This is a genomic window from Microbaculum marinum (assembly GCF_037855135.1).
Lineage (GTDB): Bacteria > Pseudomonadota > Alphaproteobacteria > Rhizobiales > Tepidamorphaceae > Microbaculum > Microbaculum marinum.
In genome coordinates this window covers 301,636-315,709 of the sequence record NZ_JAZHOF010000001.1, presented here as the reverse complement: position 1 = coordinate 315,709, position 14,074 = coordinate 301,636, and the positions used below count along the sequence as shown (strand labels likewise).

Sequence of the window (14,074 nt, the reverse complement as noted above, 5' to 3'; positions counted from 1 at the left end):
TTCATCACCCCGGGAGGACAATTCAATGAAACTGAAACTTGCCGCTTTGGCGCTGGCTGCCGGCCTTGCCGGTTTCGGCAGCGCCCAGGCGCAGGACACCGTCAAGATCGGCGTGATCCTGCCCTATTCCGGTCCCTTCGCCGACGCCGCCACGCAGATGGACAACGGCATCAAGCTGTTCATGGAGCAGAACGGCGACACGGTGGCCGGCAAGAAGATCGAGATCATCCGCAAGGACACCGGCGGCATCGCCCCCGACGTCGCCAAGCGCCTCGCCCAGGAACTGGTGGTGCGCGACGGCATCGACATCCTGGCCGGATTCGCGCTGACCCCGAACGCGCTTGCCGCCGCCGACATCTCCGCGGAGGCCGAGAAGTTCATGGTGGTGATGAACGCCGCGACCTCGATCATCACAACGAAGTCGCCCTACATGGTCCGGGTCTCGGTGACCACGCCGCTGCTGAACGAGGCGTTCGGCAAGTGGGTCTACGACAGCGGCCTCAAGGAAGTCTACACGCTGAACTCCGACTACGGCCCGGGCAACGACGCGCAGGCCGCCTTCGAGCGCGGCTTCACCGAGGCCGGCGGCAAGATCGTCGGCGCCGACAAGATGCCGGTCGCCAACCCCGACTTCGCCCCCTTCGTGCAGCGCGTCAAGGATGCCAATCCGCAGGGCCTGTGGGTGTTCATTCCCGGCGGCTCGATGCCGGCGGCGCTCGGCAAGGCGCTGGCCGAACGCGGCCTGACGCCCGAGACCATGCAGATCATGGGTCAGGGCGAACTGACCATGGAAAGCGCGCTGGAAAGCATGGGCGACGGCGCCGAAGGCATCGTCACGGCGTTCCACTACGACTTCAACCACCAGTCCGACAAGAACGCGGAATTCGTGAAGGCCTACAATGCGCTGGCCAACCGCAACCCGGACATCTTCTCGATCGGCGGCTACGACGGCATGCACCTCATCTACGAGGCCCTGAAGAAGACCGGCGGCGACGCCGGCGGCCAGGCGCTGGTCGACGCGGCCAAGGGCATGGCGTGGGAAAGCCCGCGCGGGCCGATCTCGATCGATCCGGAGACCCGCGACATCATCGAGACGGTCTATATCCGACGGGTCGAGAAGTCCGCCGACGGCACGCTTCTCAACGTCGAGTTCGACAAGATCGAGAACGTCAAGGATCCGGTGAAGGCGCGCATGTGATCCGCGCCGGGTCGGTACGCTGAAATCGCGGCGACCGGATAGCGGGTCCGGTCGCTGCAAGTCTCTCCAGGGCAAGAGGTCGGGCAGCAGGGCATGGGCGCACAGATCCTGGGCGTTCTATTCGACGGCTTTGCCTTCGGCATGCTGCTGTTCCTGTTGTCGGTCGGCCTGTCGGTCACGCTGGGGCTGATGAACTTCATCAACCTCGCCCACGGAAGTTTCGCCATGCTGGGCGGCTACGTGACCGTCACGCTGATGAACAACTTCGGATGGCCGTTCCTGGCGACGCTTCCGGTCGCCTTCCTCGCCGCCGGCGCGCTGAGCATCGTGCTGGAGCGCACCCTGTTCCGGCGGCTCTACGCGTCCGATCCGCTGCAGCAGGTGCTTTTCACCATCGGCCTGGTGTTCGTCTTCTCGGCGATCGCCGCCTACCTCTTCACCACCGAGTTCCAGCCGGTCCGCATTCCCGACTACCTGCGCGGCTCCGTCGAGGCGCTCGGCGTCAGCTTCGGCATCTACCGGATGTTCCTGATCGCCGTGGCGCTTGCCGTCACCGCGCTGCTGATCGTCGGGCTCGACTACACCCGGTTCGGCGCGATGGTGCGGGCCGCCGTCGACAACCAGCGGATGGCGCACGGGCTCGGTATCAACGTGGAGAGCGTCTTCGCCATCACCTTCGCGCTGGGCAGCGGGCTTGCAGGACTGGGCGGCGCGATGTCGATCGAGATCGTCGGGCTCGATCCCTCGTTCGCCTTCCACTACCTCGTCTACATGCTGATCGTGGTGGCGGTGGGCGGACTGGGATCGATCCGCGGGTCGTTCGTGGCGGCGACGCTGCTCGGCATCGGCGACGTGGCCGGCAAGTACTACGTCCCCGAATTCGGCGCCTTCCTGATCTACGTCCTGATGATCGGCATCCTGTTCTTCATTCCCCTCGGGCTGTTCGGGAAACGGGCATGAGCGCGTCCCGCCACGACGCGCCGGCCGGGACGTCGCCGCTCCCCGATCCGCACCTCTTCCTGCGCCGGCAGACCCGCTGGGGCATGTTCGAGATCCTGTTCTGGCTCGCCGCCCTGCTGCCGTTCTGGCTGTTTCCGACCTACCTGTCGCTGGCGAGCCAGATCGCGATCACCGCGCTGTTCGCCGTCTCGCTGGACCTGATTCTCGGCTATGCGGGTATCATCTCGCTCGGCCATGCGGTGTTCTTCGGCGTCGGCGCCTACACCACCGGCATACTTTCGGCCAGGTACGGCTGGGGCGAGCCGATCACCGGGCTCCTGATCGGCGGCGCAGCGGCGGCCGTCGTCGGCTACGTGACGAGCTTCGTCATCGTGCGCGTGCAGCACCTGGCGCTTCTCATGATCACGCTGGGGCTCGGCTTCATCGCCGTCGAGATCGCCAACTCCGCCGCCTGGCTGACCGGCGGCGCCGACGGTCTGCAGGACGTCGATACCTGGCCGATCTTCGGCTATTTCAAGTTCGACTTCTACGGCTACACCGCCTACGCCTACTCGCTGGCCGTGCTGTTCATCATGTTCGTCATCTCGCGGCGGCTCGTCCATTCGCCCTTCGGCCTGTCGCTCAGGGGGATCCGGGAAAATGCCGTGCGGATGCCCGCGGTCGGAGCGCCGAGCCGGCGTCGGCTGCGGAAGATCTATGTCATCTCCGCGGCCATGGCCGGCGTCGCCGGCGCGCTTCTGACGCAGACAACCGACTTCGCCTCGCTCGAGGTGCTCGGCTTCCAGAGGTCGGCCGACGTCGCCATCATGCTGATCCTCGGCGGCACCGGCCAGCTCTACGGCGCGATCCTCGGGGCGCTGATCTTCCTGATCGCCCGCGACCAGCTGTCCGGCATGAATCCGCAGTACTGGTATTTCTGGATCGGCCTGTTGCTGATGGCGGTCGTGCTGTTCCTGCCTTCCGGCATCCTCGGCGGCCTGCGGCGGCTCGTCCCGGCCCGATGGAGGTCGCTGTGAGCGAGCCGGCGCTGGCCACGCGCGGCCTGAACAAGCAGTTCGGCTCGCTGGCCGTGGCCCAGTCGATCGACATCAGCCTGCCGCGCGGCGCCCGGCATGCGCTGATCGGCCCGAACGGCGCCGGCAAGACGACGCTGATCAACATGATGACGGGCCTGCTGCGCCCCGATTCCGGCCGGATCCTGCTGGAGGGGGGCGACATCACCGCGCTGTCGCCCGACGCGCGCGTCAAGCGCGGTCTCGTCCGCACGTTCCAGATCAACACGCTGTTCCCGCACCTGACCGCGCTCGAATCCGTCACGCTCGCCGTGTGCGAACGCCGGGGAGAGGCCGGCAACTGGTGGAAGCAGCTGCCGACATACGGCGAGGCGGTCGACGAAGCCCACCAGATCCTGTCCTCGCTGCGGCTGGCCGAGGACTGCCTGCGCCCGACCCATGCGCTCGCCTACGGCCAGCAGAGGCTGCTCGAAATCGCGCTCGCCCTGGCGACACGGCCGAAGGTGCTGCTGCTCGACGAGCCGGCGGCCGGGGTGCCGAGCAGCGAGTCGGCCGGGCTGTTCGAGGTGATCGCCAACCTGCCCGACGACATCAGCGTGCTGTTCATCGAGCACGACATGAACATCGTGTTCCGCTTCGCCAGCCGCATCATCGTGCTGGTCGGCGGCGCCGTGCTGGTCGAGGGGCCCCCGGACGAAATCTCCTCCGATCCGAGGGTGCGCGAAGTCTATCTCGGCAGTTCCCATCACGGAGCCGCACCCCATGGCTGAGCCGCTGCTGGCCCTCGACGACATTCGCGCCGGCTACGGCGACGCGGTGGTGCTCGACGGCGTCTCGCTGGACATCCCGCCGCACGGCAGTCTCGCCGTGCTGGGCCGCAACGGCGTCGGCAAGTCTACGCTGCTGCTGACCATCATGGGCTTCACCGACCTGCGGCGCGGCACCATCCGCTGGCAGGGCAAGGACATCACGCGCATGTCCTCCTTCCGCCGCGCCCGCGCCGGGATCGGCTGGGTGCCGCAGGAGCGCGACATCTTCGCCACCCTGTCGGTGGAGGAGAACCTCACGGTCGCCGCCCGCCCCGGTCACTGGACGCTGCAGACCGTCTACGCCCTCTTCCCGCGGCTGGAGGAACGCCGCGCCAACATGGGCAACCAGCTGTCCGGCGGCGAGCAGCAGATGCTCACCATCGCCCGCACGCTGATGACCAATCCCGACCTGCTGCTGCTCGACGAACCGCTGGAAGGCCTTGCGCCGATCGTCGCCGAGGAGCTGTCCGCAGCCATCGTGCAGATGAGCGCGGGCGAACGCATCGCCCTCGTCCTCGTCGAGCAGCACGCCGAGATCGCCCTGTCGCTGACCGACAGCGCCATCGTCATCGAACGCGGAGCGATCGCCCACAGCGGCCCCTCGAAGGCCCTGCTGGACGACCACGAGGTGCTCGACCGCTACATCGGACTGAAGCTGGCCGAATAGTCTCCGTAACCGGTCACGCCGCGAAGATCGCTGGCCGCATGTCCCGCCACGGCTGCGCCTCCTCGAGATCGCGGGCGACCTGCAGGAGCGTTCCCTCGTCGCCATACGGTCCGACAAGCTGTATCGGCACCGGCAACCCGTCATGCTCGCCGGCCGGCACGGTCAGCGCCGGCTGGCCGGTCATGTTGAACAGCGCGGTATAGGGAAAGGCCTCGAACAGGTTGTCGTACCACTGACGGCCGGTGATCCCGGCCTCGTTCTGGTTCAAGGTCCCGAGCTTCAGCGGCGCGGTCTTCAGGACGGGCATCAGCAGGACGTCGTAGCCGGTCATGAACGCGCCGAGCGCCCGGTTGATCGCGTTCATCTGCATCATCGCGACTTCGACGTCGAGCGCGCTCAGGGCGGCGCCGTCGCGGGCGCAGGCAAGCGTCGCGGCCTCGACGGTGTCGGGACCGGGTTCGATGCCGAGGATCTGGCCGAGGCCGAACACGCCGCTCGCCAGGAAGGAAACCCAGGCGACGAAGTTGGCACTGTGGAACACCTCGGCGTCGTAGTCCGGCATCGCCTGCTCGACCGAGTGCCCCTGCGATTCCAGGAGCCGCGCCGTCCTGTCGACCGCCTCGACGATCTGCGGTTCCGGACTGCCGGAGCCGGGCAGCCCGTGCGCGACCGCGATCCTCAGCTTGCGGGTCGGCTGGTTGATCAGCCTGGTATATGTCTCGGCCGGACGCGCGATGTCGAACATCGCTCCCACCTCCGGCCCCTCGGTGCTGTCGAGCAGCGTCGCGGCGTCGCGGACGGTGCGCGACACGGCGAACTCGATGCCCATGCCCATCAGGGGAAAGGCATAGTCCGGGCCGAGCGGGGTGCGTCCGCGCGTCGGCTTCAGGCCGACGAGGCCGCAGGAGGCGGCGGGAATGCGGATCGAGCCGCCGCCGTCGTTGGCATGCGCCACCGGCACGATGCCCGCCGCGACCGCCGCGCTGGAACCGCCGCTCGACCCGCCCGAGCTGCGCTCGCGGTCGTAGGGGTTGCGCGTCGGACCGTGCAGCACCGGTTCGGTGGTCGGCGAGAAGCCGAACTCCGGCGTATTGGTGACCCCCATCGTCGCCAGTCCGGCCTTCCGGAATCGCAGGAACAGCTCCGAACTGGCCGGCGGCACGAACTGTCCTCCGCCGAGCAGGCGGCTGCCCATCTTGGTGGGAACGCCCTCGACGTGCAGGACCAGGTCCTTGACGAGGAAGGGCACGCCGGCAAGCGGTCCGTCCGCGGCACCGTGTATCGGCGCGTCGAACCGGTCGATGATCGCGTTGATCTGGGGATTGACCCGCTCGGCGGCCTCGGCGGCGCAGCCGGCCACCTCTTCGGCGGTGACTTCCCCGCGGCGGATGAGGTCGGCCAGGCCGACCGCGTCCTGTTCGGCGTATTCGTCGACCCGCATCTTGCTCCTCCCGCTGGCGTTCTCGCGACGCAGCCTGCGGGAGTCCCGGACGGGCGCCCATACGAGATTTATATGAAAAAGCTCAATTGAGCTGCTTGAGGCAGCCGTAGAGATTTGCCTGCGAGCCGCTGATGCCGAGCTTCTTGCGGATGACGTTCCGGCGCGCGTCGATCGCAGCCTTGGTCAGGCACAGCCGGTCGGCGATCTCCTTCGAGGTGAGCCCCTCGCATATCAGCGCGGCGACCTGCTCCTCCTTGAAGGTGAGCGGCGCGCGGCAGTCCTGCCGGGGCTGCTCGGAGCGCAGCTCCGTTATCTCCGTACACACCAGCAGGATGCCAGAGACGTGCCCGGACCTTTCGATCACCGGGGAAATCTGGCCGTCCCAATAGGTGACGACGGTGCGATCGCCGACGCGGATCGCCAGTTCCTCGCGCCTGAGCTCGTACGGCGTGCCGCTGGCCAGGACATGGCGCATCAGCGGCTCGGCCTTGGCGCGGGCTCCGTCGATGCAGCCGAAATAGCTGAGGCCGATGGCTTCACCGGCGCTGTAGCGGGTGTTCGCGGTGAGGTAGTCGGCATAGGCGCGATTGAACCGCCGGAACCGGAACTCGTTGTCGAGCAACCCGACGCCGACGGGAAGGCAATCGACGTCCACGTGGGCGCCGAAGCTGGCGCCGATCTCGATCTTCGCCGCCCAGTGCCGGCTCGATGGTATCCTCATTGGCGCTACTGCCCGAAATAGGCCCGGTTCAGTTCCTCGTCGGAGCGCAGTTCCTCGACCGTGCCGCGGGTGCGGATCTCCCCGGTCTCCAGGACGTGCAGGTAGTTGGCGAGCGTCATCGCGAAGTTGACGTTCTGCTCGGTGATGACGATCGTCAGCCCGGTTTCCCGGTTCAGCTTCCTCAGCGCCGCGGCGATGTCGAGGCAGACCTTCGGGGCGAGCCCGATGGTTGGCTCGTCGACCAGCAGCAGCATCGGGCTCGTCATCAGCGCCCGTCCGAGCGAGGCCATCTGCCGCTCGCCGCCGCTCTGGGTGCTGGTCTCCTGGTTGCGGCGTTCCAGCAGCACCGGGAACAGTTCGTGCACCAGCTTGAGGTTCGCCTCGATCCTGTCCCGAGACGTGTAGGCGCCGACCAGCAGGTTGTCGCGCACGCTCATGTAGGGGAACAGATGGGCCCGCTCGGGGGCGTAGCCGATGCCGAGCCGGACGATCGCCGCCGGCTGCATCCGGGTCAGTTCGGTGCCGTTCAGGCGGATCGATCCGGTCGTCCTGGTCATCCCCATGATCGAATCGAACAGCGTCGACTTGCCGGCGCCGTTCGGCCCGATGATGCCGACGATCTCGCCCTCCTCGACCGACAGCGAAACGTCGTGCAGCGACTGCGCCATCCCGTAGAAGGCGTTCAGGTTCTCGATTTCCAGCAGTGCCATCGCGTTGCGGTCTCCTGCTAGTGGAGCGAATTTGACATTTGATCACCGCCTGCTGCGAACGCCGCATCAAATGTCATTTTCAAAAGCTCCACTGAACTCCTAAAGTAGCTAGTGGTCCTTTTGATACCGACATTTGCTCTCGGGCCTGCATCAGCGGAATGCAAATGTCGGTATCGGACCACTAGTGGCCCAAGTAGGCCGCGCGCACCTTCTCGTCGCTCATCACCGACTCGAAGCTGCCTTCCGCGATCACCTGGCCGAAGGTCATCACCACCGCGCGGTCGATCAGCGGCTGCAGCGAGCGCAGGTCGTGGCTGACGATGACGAAGGTCATGCCCTCGGCGCGCTTGCGCGCGATCAGGTCGGAGATCTGCGCGATCTCGCCGACCGTCAGCCCGGCGAACACCTCGTCGAGCAGGATGATCTGCGGCGCGGTGGCGAGCGTGCGGGCGAGTTCGAGCTTGCGCAGGTCGCCCATCGACAGCTGGCTCGGCTTGCGCTCGAGGTCGGCGGGGCCGAAGCCGACGCTGCGGGCGAGTTCCAGTTCGGCGTCGGGATCCGGGCCCTCCGTCAGCATCAGCCGCAGGCTGTCGGGCATCAGGCCGACACGGATGTTCTCCGCCACGTTGATCTCGGAAAACGGCCGCGGCACCTGGTAGGTGCGGGCGACGCCGCGCTTGATGCGTTCGTAGGTCGGCAGCGCCGATATGTCGGTCCCGTTCAGTCTGATCGCGCCCGAGTTCAGCCTGTGTTCGCCCATGATCAGGCTGAACACGGTGGTCTTGCCGGCGCCGTTCGGCCCGATCAGCCCGAGCGACTCGCCCGCCTCGACCTTGAACGACAGGTCGTTGACGGCGGAGATGCCGCCGAACCGCTTCACCGCGCGGTCGACTTCAAGCAGCGCGGTCACGGACGGTATCCTGGGTTGGTTTGCGGCGGACCCTGCCGGCGAGATCCTCGACGATCGCGTAGAGTCCCTTGGGTTGGTACATGTAGAGCACCAGCGCGATGGCCCCGTAGATGAAGTAGCGTTCCGAGCCCGGCAGCACCGGCCGCAGGTATTCGAGCAGGAACGTCAGGAAGAAGGCTCCGGCCATCGGCCCGATGATGGTCGAGGCCCCGCCGATCAGGGCGGCCACGATGATGGTGAACAGGAAGTTGATGTCGAACAGCGCCCTCGGCGCGATCGAGCCGAGATAGTGGACGTAGAAGGCCCCGCCGATGCCGGCGACGCAGGCCGACACCATGAAGGAGAACAGCTTCAGCTTGGTCGTGTTGAGGCCGCTGCCGCGCACCGACTCCTCGTTCATGCCGATGGCGCTCAGCGCCGTGCCGAGCCGGGTTCGGGTCAGGGTCCACAGCACGATCGCGATGACCACCATCAGCGCGAAGGACAGATAGAAGTTGTTGAACGCACCGCTCGTCAGCGTCTGCACGCCGGAAATCCCGCGCGTGCCGCCGGTGATGTCGGGCCGTATCACCTGGACGAGCTGGTACATCAGTTCCATGAAGGCGAGCGTCACCAGCGCGAAATACGACCCGCGGATCCTGAGCGCCGGCAGGAAGAACAGCGTCCCGGCCAGCATCGTGATCAGGACCGCCGCGGGTATGCTGATCGCGACGGGAACGCCGAACCGGTAGGACAGGATGGCGGTCGAATAGGCGCCGATGCCGATCAGAAAGGGGTGGCCGAAGCTGACATATCCCGTACGGCCGGTCAGGAAGTCCCAGCTCATGGCGAAGATCGCCAGGTAGTTCGCGAAGATGACCGTGCGCAGTGTGCCGGGCGTCGTCACGAACGGCAGCAGGCACATGCCGGCGATGAACAGGCCCCACAGCAACACGTGACGCAGGCGGATGTCGGCCGCCATCGCTACAGCTCCTCCCGGCCGAACAGGCCGCGCGGCATCATCACGAGCACCACGATGATCAGCAGCATGGTGAACACGCCGCGCAGTTCCGGCGCGATGAAGGTGGTGGAGATCACCTCCATGAACCCAATGATATGCGCCACGATCAGGGTTCCGACGATCGAGCCGATCCCGCCGACGATGACGACGGCGACGGCGATGATCAGGGGCGCGACCCACATCGAGGGATTGAGCTGGGTGTAGCTGGCGAAGAACACGCCGGCTGTCGCGCCCAGCATTCCCGAAATGATCCACGTGATTAGGTTGACCCGATCCGGATCGATCCCCGAGATCGACGCGCCCTTGACGTCCATCGAGACGGCCTGCATGGCCCGCCCGGTATGCGTCCTGCGCACGAAGACGTAGAGCGCGGCGAGGATCAGCCAGCTTGCCAGCGTCGCCGCGACGACGTTGTAGGTCACCGCCGCACCGCCCACCCAGATCACGCCGGGAACGATCGGGTGCAGCACCTTGGCGCTGTCGTTGAAGAGCAGGACGATGCCGGCCTGGACGACGACGGCCAGTATCAGCGTGGAGATTTCCACCGCGACATGGTTGCCCTTCAGCGGCTTGACGATGAAGAGATACTTCAGGATCCCCGCCGCCGCGCCGACCGCGATCGCCAGCGCGAATCCCGCCGGTTTCGACATGCCGACGGTCTGGGTGATGTAGAAGTAGCAGTAGGCGCCGAGCATGATGTAGGCGCCGTAGGCGAGGTTCAGGACCCGTCCGACGCTGAAGATCAGCGTGAAGCCTATCGCGATCAGCGAGTAGAGACCGCTCAGAAGCAAGCCTTGGATGACGACCTGGCTCATCTAGAGCATGATCCGGCGGCTACGGGTTGTCGGCGGGTGTCGGGTAGGTGGGCATCCGGACGCGGACCGCGCTCGGATGCCTGCTGTAGAAGCGGCTACTGCTTGATCCAGGACGGCACCTGGAACTCGCCGGTCGCGTATTTGGGCGGGTAGACCACCTTCGCCGTGCCGTCCTCGTACCACTGGATGACCACCATCGACGGCGCGCCGTCCTCGTAGGGCGGCGTGATGTCGAAGCGCAGGTTGTGCGGATAGGTGCGTCCGGTCCGCGGCTCGACTTCGTCCGGCTTCCAGAAGCCGTAGCGCAGCCACAGCTCGCCGTCCTTCTCCAGGATCATGTCCTGATCCTGCATGGCCGCGACCCAGGCGTCCAGCGGTTCGAAACCGCCGGCCTCTTCGGCCGCGGCGAACGCCTGCAGCGTGCCCCAGTAGGCATTGAAGCCGTTGAAGTGAGGGAACTTCGGCCGTTCGTCGCCGAACCGGGCGATGTACTTGTCGGCGAATTCCTGCGACTTCGGATCGAGCGCGAAGCCGACGGAGGGAATCGGGCTCAGCGTGGAGATACCGCCGCCGGCGCCGCCCGTGTCCTCCCAGTACTCCTGTCCGAGCGCCGCCACGGAAATGCCCGTCATCGGCATCGGAACCTGGAACTTCACGTACTGCGAGGCGACGACCTGACCGTTGACGGAGGAGATCAGGTAGATGAAGTCGGCGCCGCTATCCACGGCCTTGGAGAAGATCGGCGAGAAGTCGACCGTCTGGGTGTCGTAGACGATGGTGTCGACGACCTCGATGCCCGCTTCCGGGGCGAGCAGGCCACTGACGAGTCCGTTGATGGCGTTGCCAAACGCGGTGTCCTCCTGGAGGATCACGACGCTCTTCCAACCCATCTTGTCCTTGAGCACGTCCTTGCCGAAGTCGACGTACAGCGTCGCCAGAGCCTCGTCGGAGGCGATGTTCATGAAGTACATCTTGTGGGCGTCGTAGTCCTCGACCAGCTTGTCGATGATGCCGATATAGGACGTCCAGGTGTCGAGGGTCGGGATCTTGTACTCGACCATGCGCGGCAGCCAACCCAGCGACACGTCGTCGATCGAGCCGGACACGATGAAGTCCACGTTCTCGGTCTCGGCCAGGTATTCGTAGGCCTTGATCCCTTCGGTCACGTCCTCGCCGGTGTCGGCGGTGACGAGCTCGATCTGCCGGCCGCCGAGCACGCCGCCGCCTTCGTTCAGCTCGTCGATGGCGATCTGGGCGCCGCGGAGGGTGCTCCTGCCGGTGTCGGATGCCAGCGACCCGATGAAGCCGACCTTGACCGGCCCGTCATCTGCGGCAAGGGCGGCCGTCGCCGCCAGCGCGGAGATCGCCGCCGCTGCGGCGACCGTGCGAATTGTCCATCCCATTTCGGTTCCCCTTCCGTTACCGGAGCTCGTTATCATTGACGCCTATTGTATTCTGTATTCAGTGCATACACTGCCCTATACGTCAATTGCCGGCGCCCCATAAAAATCCCCTCGGAACGCTCCCCCCTCAGCCCAGTTCGATGCGTCCGTCCGGGTCGTGAATCACGGCATCCACCTCGATCTCGATCATCATTCCGGGCGTCGTCAGCCCGGCCTCCACGCCGCTGGTGACGGGAGCGATTCCCGCGAAGGTCTCGCCGTGCGCGCGGACGAAATCCCCGCCGCCCGCCGCCATGTCGGTCAGGAACGCGCGGGTGCGCACGACGTGGCGCATTTCCGCCCCGACATCCTGCAGCGCCGCCTCGATGCGCTTGAAGATGAACATCGCCTGGGCGTAGGTGTCGCCCGGCGCATGCAGCTTGCCGCTCGGCTCGATCGCCGTGGTGCCGGCCACGTAGACAAACGGACCGACGCGAAGGGCGCGGGAGTAGGATCCGATCTGCTCGAACCGCCCGCCTCCCGCTGCCGTCGCCCGCACCATTCCGCCTACCCCGTCGCCGCGCCGCCGAGCCGCGCGCGGATCGCGTCTGCCGCCGCGCGCAGGGCCGCCAGCTCCGCCTCCGACAGGTCGAGTTCCTCGACCTCCACCAGTCCGGATGCGCCCAGGTGGCAGGGGACGCCGAGGACGACGCCCTCGATCCCGTATTCCCCCCGCAGCATGACCGACGCCGGCACCGCGCCGGCGCGGGCGCCGCGGATGTGGTCGATCAGTTCGATCGACGCGTGCGCCGGCGCCAGCACGGCCGAGCCGGTCTTGCGCAGCGCCACGACCTGGCCCCCGCCGGTCACCGCATCCTTGACGCAGGCGGCGATCTGGTCCGGCGACAGGAACCGGTCGAGGTGCCGTCCCCGGATGCGGGCGCGCGAGGTGATCGGCGCCATCTCGTCGCCGTGGCTGCCGAGCGTGATCGCCTCCACGTCGGACACCGGGACTCCGGCCGCCAGCGCCAGCGCGTTGCGGAACCGGCTGGAGTCCAGCGTCCCGGCCATGCCGAGCACCCGTTCGCGCGGGAACCCGGTCGCCTGCAGCATCTCCACCGTCATCTCGTCGAGGGGATTGGTCACGACGATGACGATTGCATCGGGGGCGTGGGCGCGGATCGCCTCGCCGGCCTGGCGGACGATGCGCCGGTTGATGTCGAGCAGGTCCGCCCGGGTCATGCCCGGCGTGCGCGGCCGGCCGGCGGTGACCACGATCACCTCGGCGCCGGCGACGCGCGACAGCTCGGTCCCGCCCGTTGCCCGCGACCGCGACCGGCTGACCCCGGATGCGTGGTTGAGGTCGAGCGCCACCGAGGCGGCCATGCCCGGCGCAATGTCGATCAGGACGATCTCGTCGGCGATGTCGGCATTTGCCGCCAGATGCCCGATATTGGCGCCGACGCCGCCGGCCCCGACCAGGGCGAGCCGCCTCACGCGGCGGGCGTTGCGGGTGTGCTGCGGCCTTGGCGCGACCCATTTCGGCGAGCGCCGGTAGAGCGTGCGCCGCATCGCGGTGGCGCCGTCGGTACGCACCACCGCCGGCTTCTCCAGCGGCCCGTCGACGAGCCTGATCTTCAGCCGTTCGGCCGACTCGCGCGCCTGAGCGGTGACGATGTCGCCGGGCAGCACCTCGATGACGACGCGGCCGCGCTGATGCGCCTCGCTGACGTGCTCCGCGCCGATGACCCGCCGTCCGCGACGGCCGGAACCACCGGTAGCGGGCGCGCGCGCCATCAGTCTGCCGCCTTGCCTTCGATGCCGTTGACGGCGACCGCCGCCGCCTCGATGGCGGTCTTCACCGAATCCTCGCTGCCGGTGATGAACAGGCGCCCGAAGCGGCCGACGGCCCTGACCTCGACGATGTCTATGTCGGCTGCCTTCTCCGCCTCGTTGGCGGCGATCGCGATGTAGGCGGCCGGCGCGCATTCGACGATGCCGAGGGTCCGGCCCGGCACCAGCAGCGTGCCCTTGCGCCACTTGTTGAGGAGCTGCGCCTGATAGGGCTCGACGGAGGTGATGATCTGCGTCGATTCGATCGCCGGCTTCAGGCGGTCGGACATCGACTGGCCGATCTCGGCGAGGATCGCCTCGCGCGCCGCGGTCACCTCGGCGTTCGAGGGCGAGCGCAGGATGAAGAAGCCGAACTCGCGCTCGACGATCTGCGAGGTCGATTCCACCCGGCTCGCCTTCAGCGCCACGTCGATCAGCGAGAACACCTCGTTGCCCGGCGCCAGTTCGCCGATCAGGATCGTGTCGCCGGCCAGCGGGATCGAGCCCTGCACCGTCGCCCCGTTATAGGCGGCGAACTTGGGCTGCAGGTTGTCGATCTGCACCAGCGCCCGGATCGTCGGGGACCGTTTCTGCGGATTTGCCAAACTCGTTCTC

At 67.0% G+C, this 14,074-nt stretch carries 15 protein-coding genes; 5 read left to right on the top strand and 10 right to left on the bottom strand.

The genetic code is table 11. The features are described 5' to 3' along the window. Nucleotides 1-25: 25 nt before the first annotated feature. The 5 genes from V3328_RS01475 to V3328_RS01455 all read left to right on the top strand — a co-directional run bounded on the left by V3328_RS01475 (nt 26) and on the right by V3328_RS01455 (nt 4,647). Nucleotides 26-1,198, top strand: a complete 1,173-nt coding sequence (locus tag V3328_RS01475) for an ABC transporter substrate-binding protein (protein ID WP_340327867.1) — start codon at nt 26-28, stop codon at nt 1,196-1,198. 93 nt (nt 1,199-1,291) lie between these two features. Further along, nucleotides 1,292-2,158 carry a branched-chain amino acid ABC transporter permease gene (locus V3328_RS01470; protein ID WP_340327866.1) on the top strand — a complete coding sequence of 289 codons (867 nt, stop codon included), beginning with the start codon at nt 1,292-1,294 and terminating at the stop codon, nt 2,156-2,158. Continuing rightward, nucleotides 2,155-3,174 carry a branched-chain amino acid ABC transporter permease gene (locus V3328_RS01465; protein WP_340327865.1) on the top strand — a complete coding sequence of 340 codons (1,020 nt, stop codon included), beginning with the start codon at nt 2,155-2,157 and terminating at the stop codon, nt 3,172-3,174. The genes V3328_RS01470 and V3328_RS01465 overlap by 4 nt, the downstream gene beginning before the upstream one ends. Further along, the gene (locus tag V3328_RS01460; protein WP_378758879.1) at nt 3,171-3,941 is read left to right on the top strand and encodes an ABC transporter ATP-binding protein; all 771 of its coding nucleotides are present in this window, start codon (nt 3,171-3,173) and stop codon (nt 3,939-3,941) included. Before V3328_RS01465 ends, V3328_RS01460 begins: the two co-directional genes overlap by 4 nt. Continuing rightward, entirely contained in the window at nt 3,934-4,647 is a 714-nt protein-coding gene (locus V3328_RS01455; protein ID WP_340327863.1) for an ABC transporter ATP-binding protein, read from the top strand. Before V3328_RS01460 ends, V3328_RS01455 begins: the two co-directional genes overlap by 8 nt. Nucleotides 4,648-4,660: 13 nt before the next feature. On the opposite strand, the gene V3328_RS01450 is transcribed toward V3328_RS01455, so the two are convergent. The 10 genes from V3328_RS01450 to V3328_RS01405 all read right to left on the bottom strand — a co-directional run bounded on the left by V3328_RS01450 (nt 4,661) and on the right by V3328_RS01405 (nt 14,064). Beyond that, on the bottom strand, nt 4,661-6,088 hold the full coding sequence (locus V3328_RS01450; protein WP_340327862.1) for an amidase: 1,428 nt from the start codon (nt 6,086-6,088) through the stop codon (nt 4,661-4,663). Nucleotides 6,089-6,170: 82 nt separating this feature from the next. Continuing rightward, complete coding sequence (locus tag V3328_RS01445) at nt 6,171-6,809, bottom strand: helix-turn-helix transcriptional regulator (protein ID WP_340327861.1); 639 nt, start codon at nt 6,807-6,809, stop codon at nt 6,171-6,173. 5 nt (nt 6,810-6,814) lie between these two features. Further along, nucleotides 6,815-7,519: an ABC transporter ATP-binding protein gene (locus V3328_RS01440; protein ID WP_340327860.1), complete on the bottom strand. Its 705-nt coding sequence runs from the start codon at nt 7,517-7,519 to the stop codon at nt 6,815-6,817. 181 nt (nt 7,520-7,700) lie between these two features. Beyond that, on the bottom strand, nt 7,701-8,429 hold the full coding sequence (locus V3328_RS01435) for an ABC transporter ATP-binding protein (protein ID WP_340327859.1): 729 nt from the start codon (nt 8,427-8,429) through the stop codon (nt 7,701-7,703). Next, nucleotides 8,413-9,390: a branched-chain amino acid ABC transporter permease gene (locus tag V3328_RS01430; RefSeq protein ID WP_340327858.1), complete on the bottom strand. Its 978-nt coding sequence runs from the start codon at nt 9,388-9,390 to the stop codon at nt 8,413-8,415. Before V3328_RS01430 ends, V3328_RS01435 begins: the two co-directional genes overlap by 17 nt. Before the next feature lie 2 nt (nt 9,391-9,392). Beyond that, nucleotides 9,393-10,244 carry a branched-chain amino acid ABC transporter permease gene (locus tag V3328_RS01425; protein ID WP_340327857.1) on the bottom strand — a complete coding sequence of 284 codons (852 nt, stop codon included), beginning with the start codon at nt 10,242-10,244 and terminating at the stop codon, nt 9,393-9,395. Between the two features lie 95 nt (nt 10,245-10,339). Then, on the bottom strand, nt 10,340-11,647 hold the full coding sequence (locus tag V3328_RS01420) for an ABC transporter substrate-binding protein (protein ID WP_340327856.1): 1,308 nt from the start codon (nt 11,645-11,647) through the stop codon (nt 10,340-10,342). A 127-nt stretch (nt 11,648-11,774) separates the two neighbouring features. Further along, nucleotides 11,775-12,188, bottom strand: a complete 414-nt coding sequence (locus V3328_RS01415) for a Rid family hydrolase (protein ID WP_340327855.1) — start codon at nt 12,186-12,188, stop codon at nt 11,775-11,777. A gap of 5 nt (nt 12,189-12,193) precedes the next feature. Continuing rightward, nucleotides 12,194-13,423 (bottom strand): malate dehydrogenase, encoded by a 1,230-nt coding sequence (locus V3328_RS01410; RefSeq protein WP_340327854.1) that lies wholly within the window; start codon nt 13,421-13,423, stop codon nt 12,194-12,196. Beyond that, the gene (locus tag V3328_RS01405) at nt 13,423-14,064 is read right to left on the bottom strand and encodes a BMC domain-containing protein (RefSeq protein ID WP_340327853.1); all 642 of its coding nucleotides are present in this window, start codon (nt 14,062-14,064) and stop codon (nt 13,423-13,425) included. The genes V3328_RS01410 and V3328_RS01405 overlap by 1 nt, the downstream gene beginning before the upstream one ends. Nucleotides 14,065-14,074: the final 10 nt, after the last annotated feature.

Excerpts from the sequence above, each read along its gene's own strand:
- V3328_RS01475 (WP_340327867.1), top strand. The coding sequence starts at position 26 with ATGAAACTGAAACTTGCCGCTTTGGCGCTGGCTGCCGGCCTTGCCGGT.
- V3328_RS01410 (WP_340327854.1), bottom strand. The coding sequence starts at position 13,423 with ATGGCGCGCGCGCCCGCTACCGGTGGTTCCGGCCGTCGCGGACGGCGG.
- V3328_RS01420 (WP_340327856.1), bottom strand. The coding sequence starts at position 11,647 with ATGGGATGGACAATTCGCACGGTCGCCGCAGCGGCGGCGATCTCCGCG.
- V3328_RS01425 (WP_340327857.1), bottom strand. The coding sequence starts at position 10,244 with ATGAGCCAGGTCGTCATCCAAGGCTTGCTTCTGAGCGGTCTCTACTCG.
- V3328_RS01455 (WP_340327863.1), top strand. The coding sequence starts at position 3,934 with ATGGCTGAGCCGCTGCTGGCCCTCGACGACATTCGCGCCGGCTACGGC.
- V3328_RS01465 (WP_340327865.1), top strand. The coding sequence starts at position 2,155 with ATGAGCGCGTCCCGCCACGACGCGCCGGCCGGGACGTCGCCGCTCCCC.
- V3328_RS01430 (WP_340327858.1), bottom strand. The coding sequence starts at position 9,390 with ATGGCGGCCGACATCCGCCTGCGTCACGTGTTGCTGTGGGGCCTGTTC.
- V3328_RS01415 (WP_340327855.1), bottom strand. The coding sequence starts at position 12,188 with ATGGTGCGGGCGACGGCAGCGGGAGGCGGGCGGTTCGAGCAGATCGGA.
- V3328_RS01440 (WP_340327860.1), bottom strand. The coding sequence starts at position 7,519 with ATGGCACTGCTGGAAATCGAGAACCTGAACGCCTTCTACGGGATGGCG.
- V3328_RS01445 (WP_340327861.1), bottom strand. The coding sequence starts at position 6,809 with ATGAGGATACCATCGAGCCGGCACTGGGCGGCGAAGATCGAGATCGGC.
- V3328_RS01470 (WP_340327866.1), top strand. The coding sequence starts at position 1,292 with ATGGGCGCACAGATCCTGGGCGTTCTATTCGACGGCTTTGCCTTCGGC.
- V3328_RS01450 (WP_340327862.1), bottom strand. The coding sequence starts at position 6,088 with ATGCGGGTCGACGAATACGCCGAACAGGACGCGGTCGGCCTGGCCGAC.